Origin of the sequence: Pseudolabrys taiwanensis, assembly GCF_003367395.1 — a bacterium.
GTDB classification, from domain to species: Bacteria; Pseudomonadota; Alphaproteobacteria; order Rhizobiales; family Xanthobacteraceae; genus Pseudolabrys; species Pseudolabrys taiwanensis.
In genome coordinates, this window is record NZ_CP031417.1 from 94,956 (window position 1) to 119,123 (window position 24,168).

Here is a 24,168-nt window from a genome sequence, read left to right on the forward strand (position 1 = left end):
GGCTGTGAATCACCTTATGCGATCGGCTGTGGCGGCGAGGTATCGGGGAAATGCACCGACCCTCCTGCGCCGCCGGACGTTCGCGCCCGGCCGGTGCGCCGGGGACAGAGCGATCCTCATTGCGCCTGTATTCCGGCCATCTTCATGATCGGGTGAAGCCTGTCGCTTTCTTGCTTCAGAAATTCACGCGCCGCCGCCACCGACAAATCGGTCCTGAGCTCAAGTCCCGCATTGTTCAAGGACATGACGAGCCGCTCATCCTTCACGGCGGCTTGGTTCATCTGCGCGAGTTGCGAGACGATCGTGTCCGGCGTCTTTGCGGGAACGATGACGCCGCCCACGATCCGCATGATCATGCCAGGCAGTGTCTCCGACGCGGTCGGAATTTCCGGCGCGATCTTCAAGCGGGCCGCGGAGCAGACCGCGAGAATGCGCAGCTTGCCGGCGCGGTGATAGTCGAGAATCTGGGTGGTCACGTTCGGTGTGCACATCGGCACGATTCCGGCCATCACGTCCACCAGAGCGGGTCCTGCGCCGCGATAAGGCACGTGCACGATATTCGACGCGCCCGTCAGCTGCTTGAACAGTTCTCCGGTCAAGTGCGTCGATGTTCCGATACCGGCCGACGCGTAGGCGACCTTGTTCTCCGGCGCCTTCGCATAGCTTATGAATTCGGCCAGTGTCTTCACGGGGAGGTCGGGATTCACCACCATGAGGTTGTCGGCCGAGAACAGCATCGACACCGGCGCAAAATCGGCAATCGGGTCGTAAGGCGCCGGCTTGAGCAAGGAAGGCGAAATGATCAGACAGCCTGTTTCACCAAACAGCACGGTCTGACCGTCCGCTCTGCTGCGTGCGACCGTTGCCGCGCCGATGGTGCCGCCACCGCCGGAAACATTTTCGACGACAACCGTTCCGTAGCGCCGCATGGCCTCGGCCCAGTTGCGCGCGACGACGTCGACCACGCCGCCGGGAGGATAGGGGACGACGAGCCTGACCGGGCCATTCGGGAAGTTGGTTTGAGCCGTCGCGGAAGTGCAACGTAGCCCGTATCCAGCGGTCAATGCGGCGAAGCCCATAAAGGTGCGGCGGTCCATTAACATTCACCAGCGATGAGATTGCCCGACGCGCAATTGTTGCCGTCGCGCAAAGGCCGGTCCAATACTGAATAGCGCGGACCGTCATCACTGCTGTTAATGATGCCCAAGTGGAGGCTACTATGTGCGCGAGAAACGAACGTTGAGGACGTGGCTTGGCGCGCATCGCTCTTTTCGTAAGCTATCCGTGCCTAAATTTACGGCGTTCTCGATATGTGGCGAGCGGTTCGCGCTGGCGTCCAGGCGACGTCGATTGAGATGATGTGCGTCTGCGGCCAAGGGGAGTGATGCCGTGCGACTTGACTTGAATCTGGTCTCCGTCTTGGAGGCTATTATGCTCGAGCGGAATGTCACGCGCGCGGCGAAGAGTCTTGGACTGGGGCAGCCAGCCGTCAGCAACGCCTTGCGGCGCGCACGGGGCGTTACGCGCGACGAGCTCTTCATAAAGGTGCCCGGCGGCGTACGTCCGACGACGCATATGCTCGCCATATGGCCCGACTTGCGCAACGCCCTGACGCAGATACGAGAGACCATATCGCCGCAGTCCTACGACCCGCGGTCCGATCACAGTACATTTCGTGTCGCGATCACCGACAGCTTGGCGCCATCGGTCATTCCCCGCTTGGTCACCAAACTGCGAGGCGCCGCGCCCGCGGCGCGGATGAACTTTTCGATCCACTCGAACATGAATTCGCTCAATGCGATCGAGCGCGGCAGCCTCGATTGCGCCGTTGGGACGTTTCCGGCGCTTCCGCCGGAGATCCATGTTCGGCCGCTTTCGAAGGACCGCTATGTTTGCGTGATGCGGAGGGGACACACGCTCTCGAACCGGCTCTCGTTCGAAAGCTTTCTAAGCGCGGCCCATGTGCTCGTGACGCCGACCGAGCAGGGATTGGGTCACGTGGAAAGCTGGCTTCGCTTGCGCGGCGAGACACGAGACATCGCCATCATCGTCAACTCGTTCGCCGATGCGCTTCGAATCGTGGCGCAATCCGATCTGCTGGCCTGCATTCCGACCATCGTGTTCAAGACGCATGAAAAGGCCGTCGCGGCAAAAACGCGGCTGGTGACGCAGGAGCTGCCCTTCGATACCGGGGAAATGCTGTTCCGAATGATCTGGCACGAACGAAGCCATTCGAGCCCCGCGCATGCGTGGTTGCGCGCGCTGATCGCCGACGTCTGCACCGAAGGTCTGTGATTTCGCGCTTAATCTCATTGATCTCAGTGATGAGCCCCGAGCGCATAGGCAATTAGACAATTCTCGGTCGTTGACGGACCCTGATGCGAAACCTCTCGCTGTCAGGAATCCGTCGATGACCAAGATCCAGCTTTCAGTCGCGTGCGCCGCTTATGACCGGACTCGTTCCGTATGGGACGGCGACGTGTCGATCGATGGCGTTGATTTGATCTACAATACGGTCGAGCCGGAGGAGGCGTTTCACCGCGCGTTCAAGTTCGGCGAGTTCGACATCACCGAGATGTCGATGAGCAGCCACACGATGATGACGTCGCGTGGCGAGAACGACTATGTGGGCGTGCCGGCGTTCCTGTCGCGCGTGTTCCGGCATTCCGGCATCTACATCCGCACCGATCGCGGAATCAAGACACCCGCCGACCTGGCGGGCAAAAAGGTCGGTCTTCCCGAATATCAGATTACGGCCAATGTCTGGATACGAGGCATCCTCGAGGACGAATACGGCCTGCGACCGGAAAGCGTCCACTGGAGAAGGGGCGGCGTCGAAGAGCCCGGGCGGGGTGAGCGCGCGCCGATCGCCCTGCCGAAGGAAATCGATCTGCAGCAGATCCCGGACGACCGCAGTCTTTCGCAGATGTTGGCCACGGGGGAAATCGACGCCGTTATCGGCGCTCGCGCGCCGTCCTGCTTCCTGCAAGGGGCTCCGAACGTCGGAAGGCTCTTTTCCGACTATCGCGCCGCCGAGGAGGATTACTTCCGGCGGACGCGGATATTTCCGATCATGCATATGATCGGCATCCGGCGAAGCCTGGTCGAAAAGTATCCGTGGTTACCGGTCAACGTCTACAAAGCGTTCCTGCAGTCGAAGGAAAACGCCGTTCATAGTATCGGCGAGATCTGCCACTTGATGGCCACGTTGCCGTGGGTCGCCCATCAGTGGGAGGAGGCGCGCAAGCTCATGGGCGAGGACTACTGGCCCTACGGCTACGACAAGAACAAGCACGTCATCGACGCCTTCGTGCGCTACCATCACGCGCAAGGCTTGTCGAAGCGGCTTGTCGATTCAAAGGAGCTCTTTCATCCCTCGACGCTGGATATATCGAAGATCTGAGTCGTCCGGTGAGACGTACGGCATCTCCGCATACGATGAACCGTGCGGAGTGCCGGTTTCCCGCGATGGCCGCTCAGAACCGGGCGACGAGGCCGAGGATCGGGCCGTGGATCACCATGTCGAATTCGTAATGCGACAGTCCCGAGCCCTTCGAGTAGTCGACGCTTAATGCCTTATAGCCGAGCATGCCGCTCCAACTGACGGATGTGCTGCGCGACACTTCGTAGGCGAGGGCGCCGATCGCCTGCCAGGAGAACTTGCTGCCGGCGCCGAAGCCGCCGATATCGCCGCTGACGACGAGATCCCAGCGCGGCGCGAACTGATGGCGGATGCGCGCGCCGACGACGGGATCGACCCAGCTCACATTGGCCTCCGCGCTGAGGTTGCGTTCCGCCGTCAATGTGAGGTCCGCGGTATTGACCGAACCCGATAGCGCCAAGTCCAGCTTGCCGCGCTGCCACCAAGTGCGCGCGCCCGCGTAGAGATCCAATGCCGTCGTCGATCCCGGGGCCGTGAGCCCGTTCCAGCGCGCGACCTCGTAAGCGAGCGCGGCCTCGACGATCACCATCTCCATCGTCAATCCGAGACCCGCGCCGACGCCGGCATTGACGTCGTCAACCGTGCGCGAGGCCATCAGGCTGCGACCGAGCGCCATCTTCATGTAGGCCGCGTCGAGCAGAACCGCCCAGCGGCCGTAACGCGCTTCGCCGAAGGCCGCGAGCTGAAACAGGCCTTTGGGAAATTGCGTGTTGTTGAGGATGTCCGCGAAGCTTGCGTCGAGGTTCGTGGTGCGACCCCGCACGGTGCTCGAGCCGTTGAGGGCTGTCAGCCAAGCATATGGTGTGAAGGCGAAGGACCAGGTTTCGAGCGCTGGCGCCGCCACCGGTGCTTTGGCCGGCATTGGCATGTCGGCCGCCAACGCATGCCCCGACAAGCCCGCTAACGACGCGGCAAAAAGCAAGCAACAGACACGGTTGAGCACCATGCTACCCCCCAAACAGACCCACGTACTTTGTAGTCCGTTATGTGTCGCAAGGTGCGGTAACAGCGTGTTGGTGATTGCGCTTTCAACGGCACGAAGACGCGTTGCAACCGCGCGAGCACGCTTTACCGCTGTGCATTTGACTCAGGTCAACGGCCGAACGCAGCGCACCTCACACAAATTGCGTCCGATAAATGCCGCGCTGCGTGCTTGCGGTATGCGCATCCGTCGCGGCATTCGCAGTGCCTATGCATCTCGTCAACAACGGGAGGTGACCTTGCGTACGAACCAATGGATTGCGACGACATCGGCACTGGTCCTGAGTGCGATGCTTGCGGGCCAGACCGGTCACGCCCAGCAGGTGACGGGCACGCCGGGCGCGGCCAATGCGACGGCCACGATCGACGGCCGCCAGTTGCCGCCGCCCGATCCGAAGTTCGGCGGCACGATTAGAGATGGCGCGTTGCAATCGAAGCCTTGGTGGGCGCCGCGCGTGGTGCCGCCGAAAGGCGCGCCGAACATTCTGCTGATCATCACCGACGACGCCGGCTTCGGCGTGCCGAGCACGTTCGGCGGCGTCATTCCGACGCCGGCCATGGACCGCGTCGCGGCGGAAGGGCTGCGCTACAATCGCATGTTCTCGACCGCGCTCTGCTCGCCGACGCGCGCGGCGCTGATCACCGGGCGCAATCACCATTCCGCCGGCTTCGGCGTGATCTCGGAGCAGTCGACCGGTTTCCCCGGCTACAACAGCATCATCGGCAGGGACAAGGCGACGGTCGGGCGCATCCTGCGCGACAACGGCTATGCCACCGCCTGGTTCGGCAAGGATCACAACACGCCGGCTTTCGCCGCCAGTCAGGTCGGGCCGTTCGATCAGTGGCCGACCGGCATGGGCTTCGAGTATTTCTACGGCTTCGTCGGCGGCGACGCCAACCAGTGGCAGCCGAACCTATTCCGCAACACGACGCAGATCTTTCCGTTCGAAGGCAAGCCGGCGGGCAGTTGGAATCTGGTCACCGCGATGGCCGACGACGCCATCGATTACATGACGCGGATCCACCAGACGCAGCCGAGCAAGCCGATCTTCATCAAATACGCGCCGGGCGCGACCCACGCGCCGCATCACCCGACCAAGGAATGGGTGGACAAGATCCAGGCGATGCATCTGTTCGACGACGGCTACGAGAAGCTGCGCGAGCGCATCTTCGAGAACCAGAAGCGCCTCGGCGTCATCCCGAAGGACACCAAGCTCGCGCCCTGGCCAAAGGACCTGCTGAAGCCATGGGACCAGCTCGGCGAGGACGAAAAGAAGCTCTTCATCCGTCAGGTCGAGGTGTTCGCCGCCTATGCCGCCTATAGCGACCACGAGATCGGCCGCGTCATTCAGCAGTTCGAGAACCTCGGCGAACTCGACAACACGTTGATCATCTACATCAACGGCGACAACGGCACGAGCGCGGAAGGCGGCCCGCTCGGCACGCCCAACGAGGTTGCCTTCTTCAACGGCCTCAATGCGCTGCCGGTCGACGTGCAGATGAAGTTCTACGACGTGTGGGGCACCGACAAGACCTACAATCACATGTCGGCCGGCTGGTCGTGGGCCTTCGACACCCCGTTCGATTGGTTCAAGCAGAACGCCTCGCGGCTCGGCGGCATCAACCAGAACATGGTCGTGTCCTGGCCGGCGCGCATCAAGGACAAAGGCGGCCTGCGCGAGCAGTTCCTGCACGTGATCGACGTCGTGCCGACGCTGCTCGAAGCCACCGGCATCCGCGCGCCGGAGTCGGTCGACGGCATCAAGCAGGCGCCGATCGAGGGCACCAGCTTCGCCTATACCTTCGACGTCAAGAACGCCAAGGTCGCCTCGCGCCACAAGACGCAGTACTTCGAAATGATGGGTCAGTACGCGCTCTACCAGGACGGGTGGATGCTCAGCACCAAGGTCAACCGGGCGCCGTGGGAAGCCTTCGGCCCGGCCAATCCCGATCCGCTGAACAATCAGGTGTTGCAGCTCTATGACCTGAGCAAGGATTTCAGCCAGACGGAGGATATCGCGGCCAAGAATCCGCAGAAAGTCGCGGAGATGCGGAAGGCGTTCGTTGCGGAGGCGAGGAAATATCAGGTGTTCCCAATGGACGCCTCCTTGGGCGCGCGCATCGTCGCGCCGCGGCCGAACATCACGGCGGGCCGCAGCGAGTTCGTCTACACGCGGCCGATGGTCGGCCTGCCGCAGGGCGACTCGCCGTCGCTGCTCAATGCGTCCTACACGGTCAGCGCCGATATCGACGTGCCGCAGGAGGGGGCCGAGGGCATGATCCTGACCTCGGGCGGCCGCTTCGGCGGCTACGGCTTCTATCTCTTGAAAGGCAAACCTGTCTGGCTGTGGAACATGGTCGACCTCGCGCGCATCAAGTGGGAAAGCGCCGACGCGCTGACGCCGGGCCGGCACGTCGTCGAATTCGACTTCAAATACGACGGCCTCGGCGTCGGCACGATCGCGTTTAACAGCTTCTCGGGCGTCGGCCGCCCCGGCGTCGGCACGCTGAAGGTCGACGGCAAGGTCGTGGACACGAAGACCATGGAGAAGACCTTGCCTATGATCCTGCAATGGGACGAAAGCTTCGACATCGGCTCCGACACGCTGACCGGCGTCAACGATGCCGACTACCAGCCGCCGTTCGCGCTCACCGCCAAGCTCAACAAGTTGACGGTCAAGATCGACCGGCCGCAGCTCTCGCCCGCGGACGTCAAGAAGCTCGAAGAGGCGATGCGCAACAACAAGATGAGCGAATAGGGACTTGCAGGCTCGGTTATGGACGACAAATACAGCGCGCCGCTCAGGCGATATGCCACCTCGGGCGGGCGCTTCCACGTCATGGCCAAGCCCGCCGGCTCGGCTTGCAATCTCGACTGCGCCTATTGCTTCTACCTGAGCAAGGAGCGGCTCGCCGGCGGCCCGGGCGCTGGCGCGATGAGCGACGACACGCTCGAGACCTTCATCCGCCAGTACATCGACGGCGTCACCGCGCCGGAAGTGGTGTTCTCCTGGCAGGGCGGCGAGCCGACCTTGCGCGGGCTCGATTTCTATCGCCGCGTCGTGGCGCTGCAGAAGAAGTACAAGAAGAGCGGCCAGACCATCGAGAACGATCTGCAGACCAACGGCGTGCTGCTCAACGCCGAATGGGCGGCGTTCCTCAAGGAGCACCGCTTTCTCGTCGGCCTGAGCATCGACGGCCCGCGCCATCTGCACGATGCGTACCGCGTCAACAAAGGCGGTGCGCCGACCTTCGACAAGGTGATGGCGGCGGCCGAGCTGTTGCGCAAGACCGGCGTGCCGTTCAACACGCTGACCTGCGTGCACCGCCTCAACGCGTCGCGGCCGCTCGACGTCTACCGCTTCCTGCGCCGCGAGCTCGGCGTCACGCGGCTGCAGTTCATTCCCATCGTCGAGCCGAAGGACTTCGAGAACGCGGCGCCGCAGGCGCGCGACCAGGCGCGGCTGCCGATCGTCGGCACGCCGGCGGCGCATCCCGGCCATCCGGACGCGGTCGTCACCGACTGGTCGGTCGATCCGGACGAATACGGCTATTTCCTCTCGCGCGTGTTCGACGAATGGCTGCGCAAGGACCTGGGGCGCGTGCTGGTGACGCATTTCGAGAGCCTGGTGGCGCGGCGTCTCGGGCTCGGCGCGCAGATGTGCATCTACGCGGAATATTGCGGCAAGGGCGTTGCCGTCGAACACGACGGCAGCGTCTATTCCTGCGATCATTACGTCTATCCCGAATACCGGCTCGGCCGCCTGCAGGACAAGCCGCTTGCTGAGATGGTGTTCTCGCCGCAGCAGGTGAAGTTCGCCTACGCCAAGTCGGAAACCTTGCCGCGCTATTGCCGCGACTGCGCCTATCTGAAGGACTGCTGGGGCGAGTGTCCGCGCGGCCGGCTGCTGCGCGCGCCCGACGGCGAGCCGGGGCTCAACTATCTCTGCGCCGGGCTGAGGAAGTTCTACAAGCACGCACTGCCGCACGTGGAGCGCATCGCCGCGGAGTTGCGGCAAACGCATACCGCGAGACCGTAAGGCGGCGTTGCCGCGCTGAGCGTGCCGGCGGCTTTTCCGCCGCCGTTGCTCGCCTCGTGGATACCGTCTTGTCCGCTACGGTCGGTGTTTCGTTACGCCGCATCGGCGACTTCGTCACGTTGTTGATCTGTCTCAACACGACGCCCGACATCGCGACCAATGTCGCTGTCGTTCCTTGAACGATAGCCGGAGATGGTGCGATGAAACGGTATGGATTGCGCGATCTGTTCGCGATGAGTGCTGTCGCATTGACGATGACCGTCGGCGCCGCGCGCGCCGCGTCGATCAGCGAGCAGGAGGCGAGCGCGATCGGCGCCAGCGCCTATGTCTATCTCTATCCGCTGGTGATGATGGATATCACGCGCAGGCAGGCGACGAACATCGAAGCCGGCAAGCGGTTCGGCCGCGGACCGATGAACATGTTCGTCAGCGTGCCCGAATATCCGCCGGCGGACTTTCGCGATGTGGTGCGCTCGAACTTCGACACGCTCTATTCCATCGCCTGGCTGGATCTCACGCAGGAGCCCATGGTCGTCTCCGCGCCGGATACCAACGGCCGCTACTACTTGCTGCCGATGCTCGACATGTGGACCGACGTGTTCGCTTCGCCGGGATGGCGCACGACCGGCACGCAGGCGGCCGATTATCTCGTGACGCCGCCGGGCTGGAGCGGCACGGTGCCCGCCGGCGTGACGCGTATTCCGGCGCCGACGCCTTACGTGTGGATCATCGGCCGCACCAAGACCGACGGTCCGCCCGACTACGAGGCCGTGCATAAGATCCAGGCCGGCTACAAGGTCACGCCGCTGTCGGACTGGGGCAAGGCGGCAAGGCCCGTCGTCGTGAAGATCGATCCGACGGTCGACATGACGACGCCGCCGAAGACGCAAGTCGACTCCATGCCGGCCGCCAAGTTCTTCGCCACGGCGGCCGAGCTGATGAAGCTGCAGCCGCCGCACATCACCGACCAGCCGATCGTCGCGCAGATGCGCCGCCTCGGCATCGAGGTCGGCAAGAGCTTCGATCTCGACAAGGCCGATCCGGTGGTGCGGCGGGCGCTGGCCAATGTGCCCGAGGCGGGCCGGCAGTTGATGGCCTGGAAGGTGCACACGCTGGCGCGCGTGGTCAACGGCTGGTCGATGAACACGGACACGATGGGCGTCTACGGCAACTATTATCTCAAGCGCGCGATCGTCGCGCAGTTCGGCCTCGGCGCCAATCTGCCGGAGGACGCGATCTATCCGCTCAATCTCGCGGACGAGAGCGGCAAGCCGCTCGACGGCGCCAACCGCTATGTGTTGCACTTCGAGAAGAGCGACTTGCCGCCGGTGGACGCCTTCTGGTCGGTGACGCTCTACGACTCGGACGGCTTCCAGGTTGCGAACGTGTTGAACCGGTTCGCCGTCAGCAGCTGGATGCCGTTCAAATACAACCCCGACGGCTCGCTCGACCTCTATTTCCAGAACGAGAGCCCGGGCAAGGACAAGGAGACGAACTGGCTGCCGGCGCCGAAGGCGCCGTTCAACCTCACCATGCGGCTCTACGCGCCGCGCTCGGAAGCGCTCACCGGCAAATGGGCGCCGCCGGCGATCGTCCGCGAACAAGCGCAGGCGCCGCTGGGGCTGCAGTAGCGAACGACGCGGCTAGGGCCTGAGGAGCCCGCCGCAGCGCGAGCGACGGCGGGTGTCTCGCGTCAGCGAAGGCGGGCGTCTCGAACGATGCGGCGGCCACCGCGTTGCCACGTGCGCGCTTCTCCTCTCCCCTTGTGGGAGAGGGTGCCCGAGCGGCGGCGATAGCCGAGCGAGGGCAGGTGAGGGGTTCTTTGCCTAATGCCAAGCACACGTTCGACCGGTCATCACCCGCGACAGCGGGTGATCCAGTAACCCCGGCGTTTGCGTTCAATCTGATGACGTCGTGCGCACTGGCTTCCCGCTTGCGCGGGAGTGACCGGCGTTTCGCGGCAATGACCGGCGAGTGCTGTCCTAGGGTGAATTAAAACGCCCCGCTTTCGCGAGGCGCAATGTCTCTCTCAGCGCTGGATCCCCGCTTTCGCGGGGATGAGCGGCTGCGATGTTCTGCGATGTGCCGCGGTGCTTGGCGGCGCGTTGCCCACCTCATCCTTCGAGACGCGCCGCTAACGCGGCGCTCCTCAGGATGAGGTGGATAGAGTCAGCGCGGGCTGCGCCCTCTTACTTCTTCAACGCCACGAGCTTCTGCCTCTGCTCGCCCAGCCCGTCGATGCCGAGGGTCACCACGTCGCCGACCTTGAGGAAGCCCGGCGTCGGCTTCATGCCGAGCGCGACGCCCGGCGGCGTGCCGGTGATGATGATGTCGCCGGCTTCCAGCACCATGAACTGCGAGCAGTACCAGACGATGTGCTCGCAATCGAAGATCATCGTCTTGGTGTTGCCGGTCTGACGGCGCTCGCCGTTGACGTCGAGCCACATGTTGAGGTTCTGCGGGTTCTTGATCTCGTCCTTGGTGACGAACCACGGGCCGATCGGGCCGAAGGTCTCGCAGCTCTTGCCCTTGAGCCACTGGCCGCCGGCGCGGTCGATCTGGAACGAGCGCTCGGACACGTCGTTCGACAGGAAGTAGCCGGCGATGGCGCTCTTGGCGTTCTCCTTGGTGAGGTAGCGCGCGCGCTTGCCGAGGACGATGCCGATCTCGACCTCGTAGTCCATCTTCACCGATTCCTTCGGCACGAGCGTGTCGTCGTTCGGGCCGCAGATCGAGGTCGTCACCTTGGAGAAGACCACCGGCTCCTTCGGGATCGGCATGCCGGCTTCCGCCGCGTGGTCGGCGTAGTTGAGGCCGATGGCGATGAAGTTCTTCACGCCGCCGACGCAAGGCCCGAGGCGCGGCTTGCCGGCCACCGGCTTCATGCGGTTGAGGTTGAGCTTCTTGATCTTGGCAAGACCGCCGGACGACAGCATCTCGCCGTCGATGTCTTTGACGACGCGCGACAGGTCGCGGATCTTGCCGTCCTCGCCGATGATGCCGGGCTTCTCGCGGCCGGGTGCGCCATAGCGGACGAGCTTCATTGTCGTTCTCCTTGAAAGACGTTTCGCGTTGGTTGGAATCGTTAAGGCAGGTCGGGCGCGATCATGCGCCGGGCGAGGGCGCGCGGGCAAGCCGCGTCACGGCAGCGGCCGCGGCGATGCGTCGGCAGGCAGCGGGTGCGGCGCGGTGTCGCCCGGCCGGAGGCCCGGGTCGGGCCGGCTCGCCGTGCGGGCCATGAAGAAGCGCGCCGCGGGCAGCAGGCCCGGCGTGCTCTCGACCAGGCAGCGGCGTCCCTCGTGGGAGACGCGCAGGCGCCCGGCCGCGAAGGCGGACAGCAGGACCGCCATCAGCAACCCGACGATCACCCAGACGCGCCGATCGGCCATCGGAAACGGTGCCCTCGTGTGAGCGGGTATAGTACACGACATACACGTTAAAATTGAGCGACACGCGGGGCGCGGCGTCGCGGGATACGCGCCGTGGTGAATGCGTGGTGACCCGATACCCGTAAAGTCACCGGTAAAATGCGGCGCCGGTCTTCATCAATCATTGGTAAATCCACAGGGCCGTCTTTTCCCGGTCGGTTTCACCGGCGTGCAAGAGACCCACGGTAATCTCTTCCGCAATCGAGGATGCCGTCCCCTTCGACGGAGGAAGATCATGGAAGAAGATCGCCGCACCGCGCCGCGCATGCGCACACTCAAGGCCGGGACCATTCTGTTCAACCGCGCCGGCGGCATCGACTGCTGCGTGCGCAACCTCTCCCCCCGCGGCGCCTGCCTCGAAGTGGCGAGTCAGGTCGGCATTCCGGCGGAGTTCGTGCTGCTGATCGAGCGCGATCGATTCCGCCAGCCATGCCAGGTCATCTGGCGCAACGCGACTCGCTTGGGTGTCGAATTTCGTACATAGCGTATCGCGTTTCATGTGTGAGCAAACATATGCATGCACCGCAACGTCGTTGCGGCGCTGCAGTAAGTTGTGTCGCGCTGGCAACAGGTTCTCGCAATCAAATGAAAATGCCCGGGGAATGGTCTTCCCCTGACGATTACTGCCTTGCAGTCGGCTCGCCGCGAAGGTCACCATAGGACAAAGCGCCGGAGCGGCGCCTATGGGGAGGACTTAATGTCGGCTGGGGGCGTTAAGGTGGCGTTGCGCGCGAGCAGCGCGCTCGGGCTTCTTGTTCTCATCGCAACACAAGCGCATGCCGGCGGTTTCGCCCTGCGTGAGCAGAGCGCGGCTGGCCAGGGCTCGTCGTTCGCCGGCGTTGCGGCCGGCGGCGCATTGTCGTCGATGTTCTGGAATCCGGCGATCATGACTCAGTTCGCCGGCAAGACCATGGAGATGGACGCGAGCGCGGTCATCCCCAAGGCGTCGCAGAGCTACACGTCGAGCAGCCTTGCGACCTCGCTCGGCGCGCTCAATCCGGGCTATCGCAACGGTGTCGACAACTCGGGCGACTCGGCCTTCGTGCCGTCGAGCTACGGCAGCTACCAGCTGACCGACAAGATCTGGCTCGGCCTGTCGGTCAACTCGCCGTTCGGCTTGAGCGTCGCCTTTCCGCAGGCGTGGGCTGGCGCGACCTACGGTCAGGGCGCGGACGTCAAGAGCTTCAATTTCCAGCCGGCGATCGCGTACAAGTTCAACAACTGGATCAGCATCGCCGTCGGCGCGCAGATCCAATACATGAAGGTCGGTTACGACCAGCTCGGCATCATTCCCGGCCTGCCGCCGACGATCCGCATGGCCAATCTGAGCGGTAGCGGTTACGGCTTCGGCTTCACCGCCGGCCTCACGCTGACGCCGACACCGACGACCACCATCGGCATTGGCTATCGCTCGGCGATCAACCAGAAGATCAGCGGCACGCTCGACACCGGGGGCTTGGCCGGCTCGACGCCCGGCTCGATCGAGACGACGCTCAATCTGCCCGACACGGTCACCGTCGGTTTGCGCCAGGGCATCGGCGATCGCTTCACCTTGCTCGCCGGCTTCGAATGGTCGAACTGGAGCCGCATCGGCACTGCGGTCGTGACGACGGCGAGCGGCGGCACCGCGACGCTCGTCGGCAGCCCGGTCCAGCTGCCGTTCCAGTACAGCGACGGCTACTTCTACTCGCTCGGCGGCGAATACATCGTCGACCCGACCTTGACGCTGCGCGCGGGCATCGCCTTCGAAAAGAGCCCGATCACCGACGCCGTGCGCACGCCCCGCCTGCCGGACAATGACCGCATGTGGTACTCGGCGGGTCTGAGCTACAAGCCGCCGCAATTCCGCGGTGTCACCATGGACCTCGGCTACTCCTACATCGACGCCAAGGACACGCCGATCAATCTTGGCCCCGGCAGCGGCAATCCGTGGGGCACGGGCGCGACCTCGCCGGTCTATGTCGGCTCGGTCGACTCGCACATCCACGTCCTGTCTTTCGGCTTCCGCTATCAGTGGGACGCGCCGGAGGTCAGGAAGACCGCGCTGATCACGAAGTAAAATCGGCGCCGCTCTAAGCGGCCCGTGAATGGGAAAGGGCCGGCAGCGATGCCGGCCCTTTTTGCTTTTTGTATCGCGCTGCTCAGAACGCGCCGTTGAACACGCCGCCGTCAATCAGCAAATTCTGGCCGGTGATGTAGCCCGCACGCGCCGAGCACAAGAAAGCGCAGGCCGCGCCGAACTCGTCGGGGTCGCCGAAGCGCTTGGCCGGAATGGTGGCCGCGCGCGCCGCGGCCGCGTCGTCGACGCTGATGCCCTTCTGCTTGGCGGCGTTGCCGAGGATGCCTTTGAGGCGGTCGGTGTCGAAGGCGCCGGGCAGGATGTTGTTGATGGTCACGTTCTTGTCGGCGACCGTGCGTGCGACGCCGGCAAGAAAGGCCGTGAGACCGGCGCGGGCGCCGGAAGACAGATCGAGCCCGGCCAGCGGCATCTTCACCGAGCCCGACGTGATGTTGACGATGCGGCCGAACTTGCGCTCGGTCATCGGGCCGATGACCTTCTGGATGAGTTCGATCGCCACCACCATGTTGGCGACGACGCCGTCGATCATCTGCTGCCGGGTCAGCTCGCGGAAATCGCGCGGCGGCGGGCCGCCATTGTTGTTGATGAGAATATCCGGATCAGGACACGCGGCGAGCAGCGCCTGTTGGCCCTCGGGCGTCGCGAGATCGGCCGCGACTGGCGTCACTTTCACGCCGGCGATCGAGGCCAGTTCGGCGGCGGCGGCTTCCAGCTTCTGGGCGTCGCGGCCGTTGATCACCACGTCGCAGCCGGCTTCCGCCAAAGCGCGCGCGCAAGCCTTGCCGAGCCCGCGGCTCGACGCACAGACGATGGCACGGCGGCCGGCAATTCCGAGATCCATGGGCGTACCTCTTTAGGCTGGTCCAAACGGGGGGCCAGTTAGAAGGTGCACACCGTGCCCGGTCAAGGGCAGGGCGCTACATGATGTGCGCTAGCGTGCCGTGCGAACAGGCGACGACGCCTGCCGTCCTCACCACACGCGCCGGATCGCGCCCTTGCCGCCGTAGACGGTGCTGTTGCCGGAGAACTCGCCGTCAAAACTGGCCGCGAGAGACCAGCCATTGCCGAGGCCGTAGTCGGCGCCGGCCGAGAGCAAAGCGACGTTCGCCTCAGGTCTTGCGCCGTTCACTGCGAAGGTCGCGCCTGGCAGCGTCTGGAACGTCGCCGTCGCGCCGCGGCCATTGTAGGAGTCATACGCCCAGGCGGCGCGGCCTTTCAGCGTCAGCATGCCCGTCGATAGCGCGTAGGCCTTAGCCAGCCGAACGCCGAGCTCGGTGCGCACAGCGCTAGCCGTGCGCGCGTCGTAAGCGAGCGCGAACTGGTTCGAGCCTGAGATCGCGCTTTCGCTGTAGGACGGGATGAAGAACGACGCCATCTGCAACGCGCCGTAGGGCGTGACGTTGGCGAGCGGCGTGGCCAGACGATAGCCCGCTTCGAGCCGGCCGCTCACTGTCTGCGGACGGAAGGAGGCATGTAGCACGTCCATGCCGGCGGCGGTCATGGTGCGGTCGGTCGAAGCTTCCTGCCAGCCGTAGCCGACGAGACCGGCGACATAGGCGCGGCCGATGTTGTGCAAGCCATAAACGGCGGCATGGAAGATATCCGCTTTGCCGGAGCCGAAACCGCCATCGAGTGAGAAGTCGGTTCCCGCGCCACCGAGAGCGAAGCCGACGACGGTGTTCGGAAGCAAGCGATAGCTTGCGCCCGCGACCGCACCGTAGATGCGGCTGTTCGTCGTGCTGCTGCCGACGGCGGCGTCGCCCGATACACGGCTGGCGGCGCCGTAACCGCTTGCCCACACGCCCCAGCGGGAGGCGAAAGCATCGGATGGCTGGGCTTTGAGCGGCAGCGATGCAAAGGCTTCGCTTGCCTTCTTGGACACTCGCTCGGCCGGTGCGAAGCCAAGCGCGCTGCCCGGCCCGCCCGCCGCGTCGGCGCGCGGACCTTCTCGCCCTTCATTCAAGGCGCCGAAGGCGCCATCGAACACCGCGTTCGTGAACAAGGTTGCGTCGTTCGCCATCGGCACAACGATCGACGATCCCGCCTCACCGGAGGCTTGGCTGAGGCCATTGGCGCTCAGCGTGACGAAAGCCGTCGGAATGCCACCTGTTGCATTGAAATAGTTTGTCAGCGCGGTGGAGACGCCCCGTTGATTGGCATTAAGACCGCCCAGCCGCTGGTTCGCGTCCTGATAGATCAGCGTCAGGTCGAGATAGACGTCGTTCAAATCGTAATTCAATGCGGCGGTGACGTTGCCCGGCAGATTGGTATTGTTGAGCGTGCCGAACTTGCCGTTGATGCCGCCGGCGGCGTTGAGAATGGTGTAGCGCTTCGACGTGTAGCTGCCCATGGCGTAGCTGGCATTCACGTCGCCGGCTAGGTTGGCGATGCCGGTGACGTTGGTGCGATCGGCTGCGGTCGGCGAGACCTCGACATTATAGGCGGAGCCGGAGTGCAGGGTGAGGTCGCCGGAGACCGTGAGAGTGCCGATGGAATTGCCCGGCGCGAGAATGCCGCCGCTCGCGATCTCCGTCGTTGGCAACACGCCATTGCCGCCGATAATGGCGCCGGAATTGACGGACAGCAGCGATGACAATGCGATTGATCCGTTCACGACAAGCTTGCCGGCATCGACCGTGGTCGCGCCGATGTAGCCGTTATTGCCGTTGAGGATCAGGGTGCCGGCGCCGAGCTTGTCGAGCGCGTTGATGCCCGTGATCGCTTGGTTGAGCGTGAAGCTGTTGTTGGCGTCGACGATGTCGAAGCCGCCGCCGCCCCATTGGATGGTACGCGACGTGCCGGTGAAGCTCGTGCCGGTGATCTGCAAGATGCCGCCGTCAAAGATCAGCGCGCCGGCGGCATCGCCGAGATTGGCGTCGGAGGAGACCGACGTCGTCCCGCCGGAAATCTGTGTTCCACCTGTATAAGTGTTGGCGCCGGAGAGCACGACCGACCCGGCGCCGGTGGTTAGCACTTTGCCGGTCCCCGAGATCACGCCGGAGACCGTGAGGCCGGTGGTCGAGGTGTCGAACGTGACCGTCGAATTGGTGCCGAGCGCGATCGCATTATTCAATGCAAGCCCGGCGTTTTGTGCCGCAATCGCCGCTCGGGCGCTGGCGATCAGCTGGATGTCACCGACAATGGTCGAGCCGGTTAGCAGATTCAGTTGGTTGCCGATTCCGCCGAAGCGAATGGCGGCGGCGCGGGTCACGCCGTCGTTGTTGAGGCCGCCGCTGATGACACCGGCATTCGTGATGGTGGTGTAGCCATTGGTCATCACGCCGACGCCGGCGGCCCCGCCGTTCGCGTCACCGCCAGCAACCGTGCCGGCGTTGGTCAATACCCCGAAGGAGTTGGCGAAATTGACGCCACTGCCGCTATCGCCGGCCGGGCTGCTTCCCAATGCCGTCGTTGAGGCAGCGCCGCCCTTGCCGCCAGTAATGCTTCCGAGGTTCGTGATGTAGACTGCGGAGCTCTGGACCAGAATGCCGTCGCCGCCGCCGCCGCCAGCGCCGGAAAACGAAAAGACGGATTGTCCGCCAACGCCGCCGTTGCCGCCGACAATGGAGCCATAGTTCTCGACAGTGCCGGGGCCTGCGCCAATCAGGCCAGCGCCGCCGCCGCCACCGCCGCCGCCGCCTAGCGTGACCCCGGCCGTGACGTCGCCGCCTTTGCCGCCGTCGCCGCCTTTGATCAGGACGGTGCTGAGGCCGATGTAGGCATCGCCGCTGAGCATATAGACGCCGGCGCCGCCGCCACCACCACCACCGGCGAAAGAGGGGCCGTCCGTGCCTGGATCGCCATGCCCACCGGTGATGGAGCTGCCAAATCCAACCAACCCGTTAACGATATAGCCGACCGCGCCGCCAGCCGCGGTGCCGTTTTCGCCGGCGCCGCCGCTACCGCCGGCACCGCTGGCACCCGTGCCGCCGGGCGTCGCCACGGGCGTTCCGCTGTCGGAAATCAAACCATTGCCGCCGCCGCCATTACCTTCGCCACCGTTGCCACTGCCGGCGCGCGGAAGCTGGCCGCCGGCGGCGTTGCAGCCCGTCGTATCGGGAGTGCAGGGGGCTGCCGCGGCCGGAAGCGTCAGCCCTGTCAGGCCGAGCAGCAGCGCGATCGGCGAGACGGTCGCGAGCGTACGCAGGCGCGAGGGACGCGACAGCGTTGCGACCGGGCCAACGCCGAGGGTAGCGGACTTTCCTACAGCGCCATGCGGCGCCGCGTACTTCATGGCCTTCACGGCATTCCAACCTGTGTCATGACCCAGCGGGAACCGGCGTGCGCAGACCGGCCATCCGCCTCCAGCGTGACGTCATCGGCGAGCTTCGAGTGGTGCCACGATCCGCATGCCGGTGCAAGGATACCAGAGGCAGGGCAGGGGCGGGGCCAGCAGATCGTGCGCCGTGTGCCGTGCGGGGGTGGTTGCGCGGAGCGCGCGGAGAAGGTTTTCGCGTGTCATCGTCAAGCGGACGATGACAGCACAAAGCGGTGTCTCGGTTCGGTGCTCACGCTACGGCGTCGTGGATTTGTGCGCTTTCGGCGGCGATGACGGCCCCCCTTGCGCGACTTGTCGCCGCACTGTCGCACAACGTTGTTAGCCGGTTTCTCGACGAAGACATTTCTCGATTCGTGAGGGGCTTATGCGCGATCCCGCCAAAGAGGTGATGGAAAAGGCCTATGCCAAATGGGCGCCGGTTTACGACGTCTTGTGCGGGCCGGTATTTCTCAACGGCCGCCGCGCCGCGGCGAAAGCCGCCCATGAAGTTGGCGGGCGTATTCTCGAGATCGGTGTCGGCACGGGCCTGTCGTTCGACGATTACGACCACACGACGCAGATCACCGGCATCGACATCTCCGAGCCGATGATCGCGCGGGCGCGCGAGCGGCTGGCGAGCGGCCGCTACCCCTTCGTCAAGGAGCTGCGCGTGATGGATGCGAGCGCGCTCGATTATCCCGACGCGTCGTTCGACTGTGTGGTCGGCCAGTTCGTCATCACCCTGGTCGATAACCCGGAGCAGGTGCTGTCGGAATGCGCGCGGGTGCTACGTCCCGGCGGCCAGATCATCCTGGTCAATCATCTCTATTCGGAGAAGGGCATCGCTGCCGCGGTCGAGCGGCTGCTGGCGCAGAAAGCGCGCAAAGTGGGCCTGCGGCCGGAGTTTCCGTTCCAGCGCCTCGCCGACTGGGCGCGCAGCCACGGCGGCGCCGAACTCATCGAACGGCGCAAGGTGAAGCCGTTCGGCGTGTACACCCTCGTGCGCTTTCGCCGTGCCGAGCGTGAGCGTGTCGCCGCGTGAGTTCTCTTCTCTCCCCACACGAAGGGGAGGGGAGAAGAGCGCCTGTCACAAAACTGAAACAGCATCATGCTAATGCCTCCTGCACATGAACAGCATTCCTTTGGAGATCGCATCGTGACGGAGACCGGCACGAAGCGATATCGCGCGCTTTTCATCTCCGATGTTCATCTCGGAACGCGCGGCTGCCAGGCCGACAAGCTGCTCGACTTTCTCCGCCAGCACGACGCCGAGACGATCTATCTGGTCGGCGACATCGTCGACGGCTGGGCGCTGCGGTCTTCCTGGTACTGGCCGCAGGCGCATAACGACGTCGTGCAGAAACTGCTGCGTCAGGCGCGCAAGGGCGCGCGCATGATCTACATCCCCGGCAACCACGACGAGTTCCTGCGCGGTGGTTACTACGGCACGCACTTCGGCGGCATCGAGGTGCAGGAGAGCGCCATTCACGAGGGCGCCGACGGGCGCCGTTATCTTGTGGTGCACGGCGACATCTTCGATCTCGTCGTGACGCAGGCGCGGTGGCTGGCGCTGCTCGGCGACAAGGCTTACGACTTCGCGCTGACCGCCAACCGGCTGTTCAACGCCTTGCGCCGCATCTTCGGCGCGCCCTACTGGTCGCTGTCCAAGTGGGCCAAGCACAAGGTCAAGAACGCGGTCAATTACATCGGCGCCTTCGAGAAGGCGCTGGCGACCGAAGCCAGCCGCCACAAGGTCGACGGCGTCATCTGCGGTCACATCCATACAGCGGCGATGCACGACGATTACGGCCTGCGCTACATCAACTGCGGCGACTGGGTCGAAAGCTGCACGGCCATCGCCGAGCACCACGACGGCAAGTTCGAGATCATCACCTGGACGCAATTGAGCGCGGACTATCAGCCCTCGCTCGAACTGGCGCAAAAGGCGGCGTGACCCTAACGACGGGAAGGTAGCGCGGCCACGATGTAGGCGCGCTCCCTCTCCCATTGGGGAGAGGGTCGGGGTGAGGGGGAGGCGCTCTCTCTACGCGCTGTAACCCCTCACCCGGCGCACTGCGTGCGCCGACCTCTTCCTATGGGAGAGGTGAACAGAGTGCGTGGAAGCTCGCTGCCCTAACGCAATTCGGATTGGACGGAACATAGGCATGAAAATCATCGTCGCCACCGATGCCTGGCATCCGCAGGTGAACGGCGTCGTGCGTACGCTCGGCCATGTGGCGCGCGAAGCGCGCGGCCTCGGCGCCGAGCTTGAATTTCTCGCGCCGGATGCGTTCTGGACGCTGCCGATGCCGAGCTATCCGGAAATTCGTCTGGCGCTGGTACCGCCGGGCGAGATCGAGCGCCGTCTCGAAGCCGCCAAGCCCGACGCGATCCATATCGCCACCGAAGGCCCGATCGGCCACGCCATGCGCCGCGCCTGCATGCGGCGCGGCCTGCCGTTCACAACGAGCTTCCACACGCGCTTTCCCGATTACGTCGCGGAGCGTCTGCCGGTGCCGGAGCGCTGGACCTCCGATCTCACCTGGTCGTGGCTGCGCCGCTTCCACGCGCCCGGTGCCGCCGTACTCGCCGCGACGCCGACTTTGGCGACCGAACTCACGCAGCGCGGCTTCCACGACGTGAAGCTGTGGTCGCGCGGCGTCGACGCGAACGTGTTCCATCCGCGTGACGACATCGATCTCGATTTGCCGCGGCCGATCTTCCTCACGGTGGGACGCGTCGCGGTCGAAAAGAATCTCGAGGCTTTTCTCTCGCTCCGCCTGCCCGGCACCAAGGTTGTCGTCGGCGATGGACCGGCGCGCGCCGCGCTCGCCAAGCAATATCCGGAGACGGTGTTCCTCGGTTCGAAGCAGGGCGAAGAGCTGGCGCGCATTTATGCCGCCGCCGATGTGTTCGTGTTCCCGAGCCGCACCGATACCTTCGGCTTGGTGCTGCTCGAGGCCTTGGCGAGCGGTGTTCCGGTCGCGGCCTTTCCGGCAGATGCGCCGCGCGACGTCATTGGAACCGCGCCGGTCGGCGCGCTTGACGAAGATTTGAAGAAAGCCTGCCACGCCGCGCTCAAGCTCAAGCGCGGCGATTGCCGCGACTTCGCGCTCGGCATGACCTGGGAAGCGAGCGCGCGCACCTTCCTGCAGCACGTTCTGGAGGCCGCGCGTTCCGGCCGGCCGCGTCTGGCGGCGTAAAAATACTGTCGTCCCGGGCGACTGAGCGTTTGCGAAGGAGACCCGGGACCCATACGCCGCAGCCTATCGATAGCGCACGGCGTATGGGGCCCCGCTTTCGCAAGTCGGCTATAGCCGAGTTGCGCGTCGTGATGGCAGACATCGGGTAAACCCGATGTGTGCGGGGACGACAGAAGGTGGGGTTCGCACCGAGCCCGCCTTGCGCTATCCTTCGCGCATGTCCGCCATCACACCGACGACGCTCCCGAACGTCACCGACATCGAAGCGGCGGCGAGCCGCATCCACGGCGTGGCCGTGCGCACGCCGCTCATCACCGCGCCTGTGCTCGACGAGCGCCTCGGCGCCCGTGTCTTCTTGAAGGCCGAGACGCTGCAGCGCACCGGCTCGTTCAAGTTCCGCGGTGCCTACAACAAGATTTCCTCGATTGCGCCCGAGAAGCGCGCCGCCGGCGTGGTGGCCTTTTCGTCGGGCAATCACGCGCAAGGCGTCGCGGCGGCGGCGCGTCTCATGGGCATGCCGGCGGTGATCGTGATGCCGCGCGACGCGCCCACGGCCAAGCGTGAGCGCACCAAGGCGCTCGGCGCCGAGGTCGTGCTTTACGATCGCACCGGTGAAGACCGCGCCGCGATCGCGCGCAAGATCATGGACGAGCGCGGCGCGACCTTGGTGCCGCCCTACGACGACCCGCTGATCATTGCCGGGCAGGGCACCATCGGCCGCGAGATCGTCGAAGATCTTACGCGCCTCGACATTACGCCCGATATCGTCGTGATCGGCGCATCGGGTGGCGGTTTGGCTGCCGGCACGTCGCTTGGCGTCAAGGCGCGCTTTCCTGAGACGGCACTCTATACAGTCGAGCCGGAAGGGTTCGACGACACGTTGCGTTCGTTCAAGAGCGGCAAGCGCGAGAGCAATCCGAACCTCTCGGGTTCGATTTGCGATGCGCTGATGAGCGCGACGCCGGGCGAACTGACGTTTCCGATCACGCGCACCTTGATCGGGAAGGGGTTGACCGCGAGCGATGTGGAAGTCGGGCGCGCCGTGCGCTTCGCTTTCGAGGAGTTGAAGCTGGTGGTGGAGCCGGGCGGCGCCATCGGCCTGGCCGCGCTGCTCGCCGGCAAGCTCGACGTGAAGGGCAAGACGGTCGTCGCGATCCTGTCCGGCGGCAATGTCGATGCGAGTTTGTTCGCGCAGCTGATCGCGGCATAGCGCGTCCGGCAAGCAAAGGCGCGTTCTTCACGCGCCGTGCCCACGGCCGATGTCCCGCACATCCCGCACTCAAGAGGTGCGCACGGCGCGCGCGTTGCGCGCCTTTGCGCACCCTACAGGCCGCGCGAAACCTGCGTCAGGTGAACAGTGCGAGGCGTTCTTCTTCGCTCAGCGCTTTGATGTCGGCGAGCGGATCGACCGGCGGCGGCACGGCGCGCGCGCGACGGCCAGGCGTGGGGCTCTCGCTCCTGGCGGTGGAGAAATCCTCGCCGGCAAAAGGCTGCGGCGGCGGAATGCTGCCGGCCTTGATCACCGTCGCTTCCGGTACCGGCGCATCGGGCGCGGTTGCGACCTCGGCGGCGGCCAAGGTTTCGACCAGCGCTGAAATCGCCAGACCCGGCGGCGGCGAGGGCGCGGCGTCTACCGTCGCTTCATCGGAGGCAGCCTCGCCGGCGGCTTCGTTGCCCCACGCGACTTCCGGCATCGCGGTGTCTTCGTCGAACGCCGCTGGCGCCTCCGCCTCGGGAAGCGTCTCGTCGGCGGTTTCGCTGGCCGGCATAAACTCCAGCGGCGCCAGCAGCGCCTCCGGCTCGGACATCGTGTCCGTCTCGGGCGCGGGCTCTTCGCTTACAGGCGCCTCAGCGGCCTCGGGCTCAGCCGCAATCGCCGGCTCGGGCGCGACGTCGAATGAGGCCTGCGCCGCAAGGTCGAACGCGGGCTCAAGCGTCGCAGCAGGCTCGGCTTCGGCCTCGACGTCTGCCGCCACTGCCATCTCGGTGGGCGCTTCGGCTTCCGTCTCAGCTTCGGCTTGATTCTCGGCCTCAGCCTCAGCCTCAGCCTCAGCCTCAGCCTCAGCCTCAGCCTCAGCCTCAGCCTCAGCCTCAGCCTCAGCCTCAGCCTCAGCCTCAGCAGGAACGTCTGCCGCAAGGTCAGCTTCAACCGGTGTCGCCGTGTCGATGTCGGCCTCGGGCGCGATGTCTTCGGCGCTCTCGGTCTCGAATATCTCCGGCTCGTCCGCTGGCGCCAGCAGCGCGGCTTCTGCCGCGGCAACCGGTTCGTCCACAGGCGCTGCGGCCTGCTCCGCCGGCTCTTCCTGCGGCGGTGCCGGCGGCGTGGCGAGCGTATCGATACGCTGCTGCACGCCTTCGATCAGCTCGGCGAGCTTGGCCACTTGCGCGGTCAGCGTGCCGAGATCGATGTCCGCCTGCGCCGCGCGGATGGCTTCCAGCATGCCGCGCACGTCGTCGATCGGGTTCTCGGCCGGCGGCGCGTCGACTTGCGCCCGCACCAGGCCCTCCAGACGCTGCACCGACGACAGCAGCGTGGCGCTGTCCTCATTGCGGCTGCGCCGCGCATGTTCGGCGAGAAAGGCACGGCCGCGCGCGCTCTCCGAGAGCGCCGCTAAAAACGCCTGATACTCGTCTTCGCTCGGCGCGTCAGGCGCCGCCAGCGCTAAGGGGTCGTTGGCCATGTGCATTCCTTAGTCGCGCAGTTTATCAATCATGCAGTGCGATTCGGCCAGCGAG

At 65.0% G+C, this 24,168-nt stretch carries 18 protein-coding genes; 11 read left to right on the forward strand and 7 right to left on the reverse strand.

Features of this window, described 5'->3' with window-relative positions; translation table 11 throughout:
* Positions 1–116: 116 nt before the first annotated feature.
* Complete coding sequence (locus DW352_RS00415; RefSeq protein ID WP_162826681.1) at positions 117–1,097, reverse strand: Bug family tripartite tricarboxylate transporter substrate binding protein; 981 nt, start codon at positions 1,095–1,097, stop codon at positions 117–119.
* Positions 1,098–1,431: 334 nt separating this feature from the next.
* On the opposite strand from DW352_RS00415, the gene DW352_RS00420 reads away from it, so the two are divergent.
* Together DW352_RS00420 and DW352_RS00425 are read left to right on the forward strand one after the other, a co-directional pair.
* Entirely contained in the window at positions 1,432–2,295 is an 864-nt protein-coding gene (locus DW352_RS00420) for a LysR family transcriptional regulator (protein ID WP_245434268.1), read from the forward strand.
* Positions 2,296–2,410: 115 nt separating this feature from the next.
* The gene (locus DW352_RS00425; protein WP_115687488.1) at positions 2,411–3,403 is read left to right on the forward strand and encodes a substrate-binding domain-containing protein; all 993 of its coding nucleotides are present in this window, start codon (positions 2,411–2,413) and stop codon (positions 3,401–3,403) included.
* 73 nt (positions 3,404–3,476) lie between these two features.
* Here the strand turns inward: DW352_RS00425 and DW352_RS00430 are convergent, their stop codons facing one another.
* Positions 3,477–4,304 (reverse strand): hypothetical protein, encoded by an 828-nt coding sequence (locus DW352_RS00430; RefSeq protein ID WP_115687490.1) that lies wholly within the window; start codon positions 4,302–4,304, stop codon positions 3,477–3,479.
* Positions 4,305–4,713: 409 nt separating this feature from the next.
* Here DW352_RS00430 and DW352_RS00435 point away from each other — a divergent pair, with 409 nt between their 5' ends.
* From DW352_RS00435 to DW352_RS00445, 3 genes are all read left to right on the forward strand, one after another.
* A complete protein-coding gene (locus tag DW352_RS00435) occupies positions 4,714–7,182 on the forward strand; it encodes an arylsulfatase (protein WP_115687492.1) in 2,469 nt (822 codons plus the stop codon).
* An 18-nt stretch (positions 7,183–7,200) separates the two neighbouring features.
* Positions 7,201–8,463, forward strand: coding sequence for an anaerobic sulfatase maturase (locus tag DW352_RS00440; RefSeq protein ID WP_115687494.1), 1,263 nt, complete (start codon positions 7,201–7,203; stop codon positions 8,461–8,463).
* Between the two features lie 233 nt (positions 8,464–8,696).
* Positions 8,697–10,094: a DUF1254 domain-containing protein gene (locus DW352_RS00445; RefSeq protein ID WP_115694166.1), complete on the forward strand. Its 1,398-nt coding sequence runs from the start codon at positions 8,697–8,699 to the stop codon at positions 10,092–10,094.
* 558 nt (positions 10,095–10,652) lie between these two features.
* Here the strand turns inward: DW352_RS00445 and DW352_RS00450 are convergent.
* Positions 10,653–11,507 carry a fumarylacetoacetate hydrolase family protein gene (locus tag DW352_RS00450; protein WP_115687496.1) on the reverse strand — a complete coding sequence of 285 codons (855 nt, stop codon included), beginning with the start codon at positions 11,505–11,507 and terminating at the stop codon, positions 10,653–10,655.
* A 96-nt stretch (positions 11,508–11,603) separates the two neighbouring features.
* Positions 11,604–11,852: a hypothetical protein gene (locus tag DW352_RS00455; RefSeq protein WP_115687498.1), complete on the reverse strand. Its 249-nt coding sequence runs from the start codon at positions 11,850–11,852 to the stop codon at positions 11,604–11,606.
* A gap of 274 nt (positions 11,853–12,126) precedes the next feature.
* On the opposite strand from DW352_RS00455, the gene DW352_RS00460 reads away from it, so the two are divergent.
* Complete coding sequence (locus DW352_RS00460; protein ID WP_115687500.1) at positions 12,127–12,375, forward strand: PilZ domain-containing protein; 249 nt, start codon at positions 12,127–12,129, stop codon at positions 12,373–12,375.
* 213 nt (positions 12,376–12,588) lie between these two features.
* The gene (locus DW352_RS00465) at positions 12,589–13,950 is read left to right on the forward strand and encodes an OmpP1/FadL family transporter (RefSeq protein WP_115687502.1); all 1,362 of its coding nucleotides are present in this window, start codon (positions 12,589–12,591) and stop codon (positions 13,948–13,950) included.
* Positions 13,951–14,032: 82 nt separating this feature from the next.
* Here the strand turns inward: DW352_RS00465 and DW352_RS00470 are convergent, their stop codons facing one another.
* Together DW352_RS00470 and DW352_RS00475 are read right to left on the reverse strand one after the other, a co-directional pair.
* Positions 14,033–14,812, reverse strand: coding sequence for an SDR family oxidoreductase (locus DW352_RS00470; RefSeq protein WP_115687504.1), 780 nt, complete (start codon positions 14,810–14,812; stop codon positions 14,033–14,035).
* 129 nt (positions 14,813–14,941) lie between these two features.
* Positions 14,942–18,205 carry an autotransporter outer membrane beta-barrel domain-containing protein gene (locus tag DW352_RS00475; RefSeq protein ID WP_245434439.1) on the reverse strand — a complete coding sequence of 1,088 codons (3,264 nt, stop codon included), beginning with the start codon at positions 18,203–18,205 and terminating at the stop codon, positions 14,942–14,944.
* Between the two features lie 409 nt (positions 18,206–18,614).
* Between DW352_RS00475 and DW352_RS00480 the strand changes: the two genes are divergently transcribed.
* From DW352_RS00480 to DW352_RS00495, 4 genes are all read left to right on the forward strand, one after another.
* A complete protein-coding gene (locus DW352_RS00480; RefSeq protein WP_115687508.1) occupies positions 18,615–19,271 on the forward strand; it encodes a class I SAM-dependent methyltransferase in 657 nt (218 codons plus the stop codon).
* A gap of 114 nt (positions 19,272–19,385) precedes the next feature.
* Positions 19,386–20,183, forward strand: a complete 798-nt coding sequence (locus DW352_RS00485) for a UDP-2,3-diacylglucosamine diphosphatase (protein WP_115687510.1) — start codon at positions 19,386–19,388, stop codon at positions 20,181–20,183.
* A 211-nt stretch (positions 20,184–20,394) separates the two neighbouring features.
* Positions 20,395–21,432 (forward strand): glycosyltransferase family 4 protein, encoded by a 1,038-nt coding sequence (locus DW352_RS00490; RefSeq protein WP_115687512.1) that lies wholly within the window; start codon positions 20,395–20,397, stop codon positions 21,430–21,432.
* Between the two features lie 217 nt (positions 21,433–21,649).
* On the forward strand, positions 21,650–22,642 hold the full coding sequence (locus DW352_RS00495; protein ID WP_115694167.1) for a threonine ammonia-lyase: 993 nt from the start codon (positions 21,650–21,652) through the stop codon (positions 22,640–22,642).
* 136 nt (positions 22,643–22,778) lie between these two features.
* On the opposite strand, the gene DW352_RS00500 is transcribed toward DW352_RS00495, so the two are convergent.
* Complete coding sequence (locus tag DW352_RS00500; protein ID WP_115687514.1) at positions 22,779–24,113, reverse strand: hypothetical protein; 1,335 nt, start codon at positions 24,111–24,113, stop codon at positions 22,779–22,781.
* Positions 24,114–24,168 lie beyond the last annotated feature (55 nt).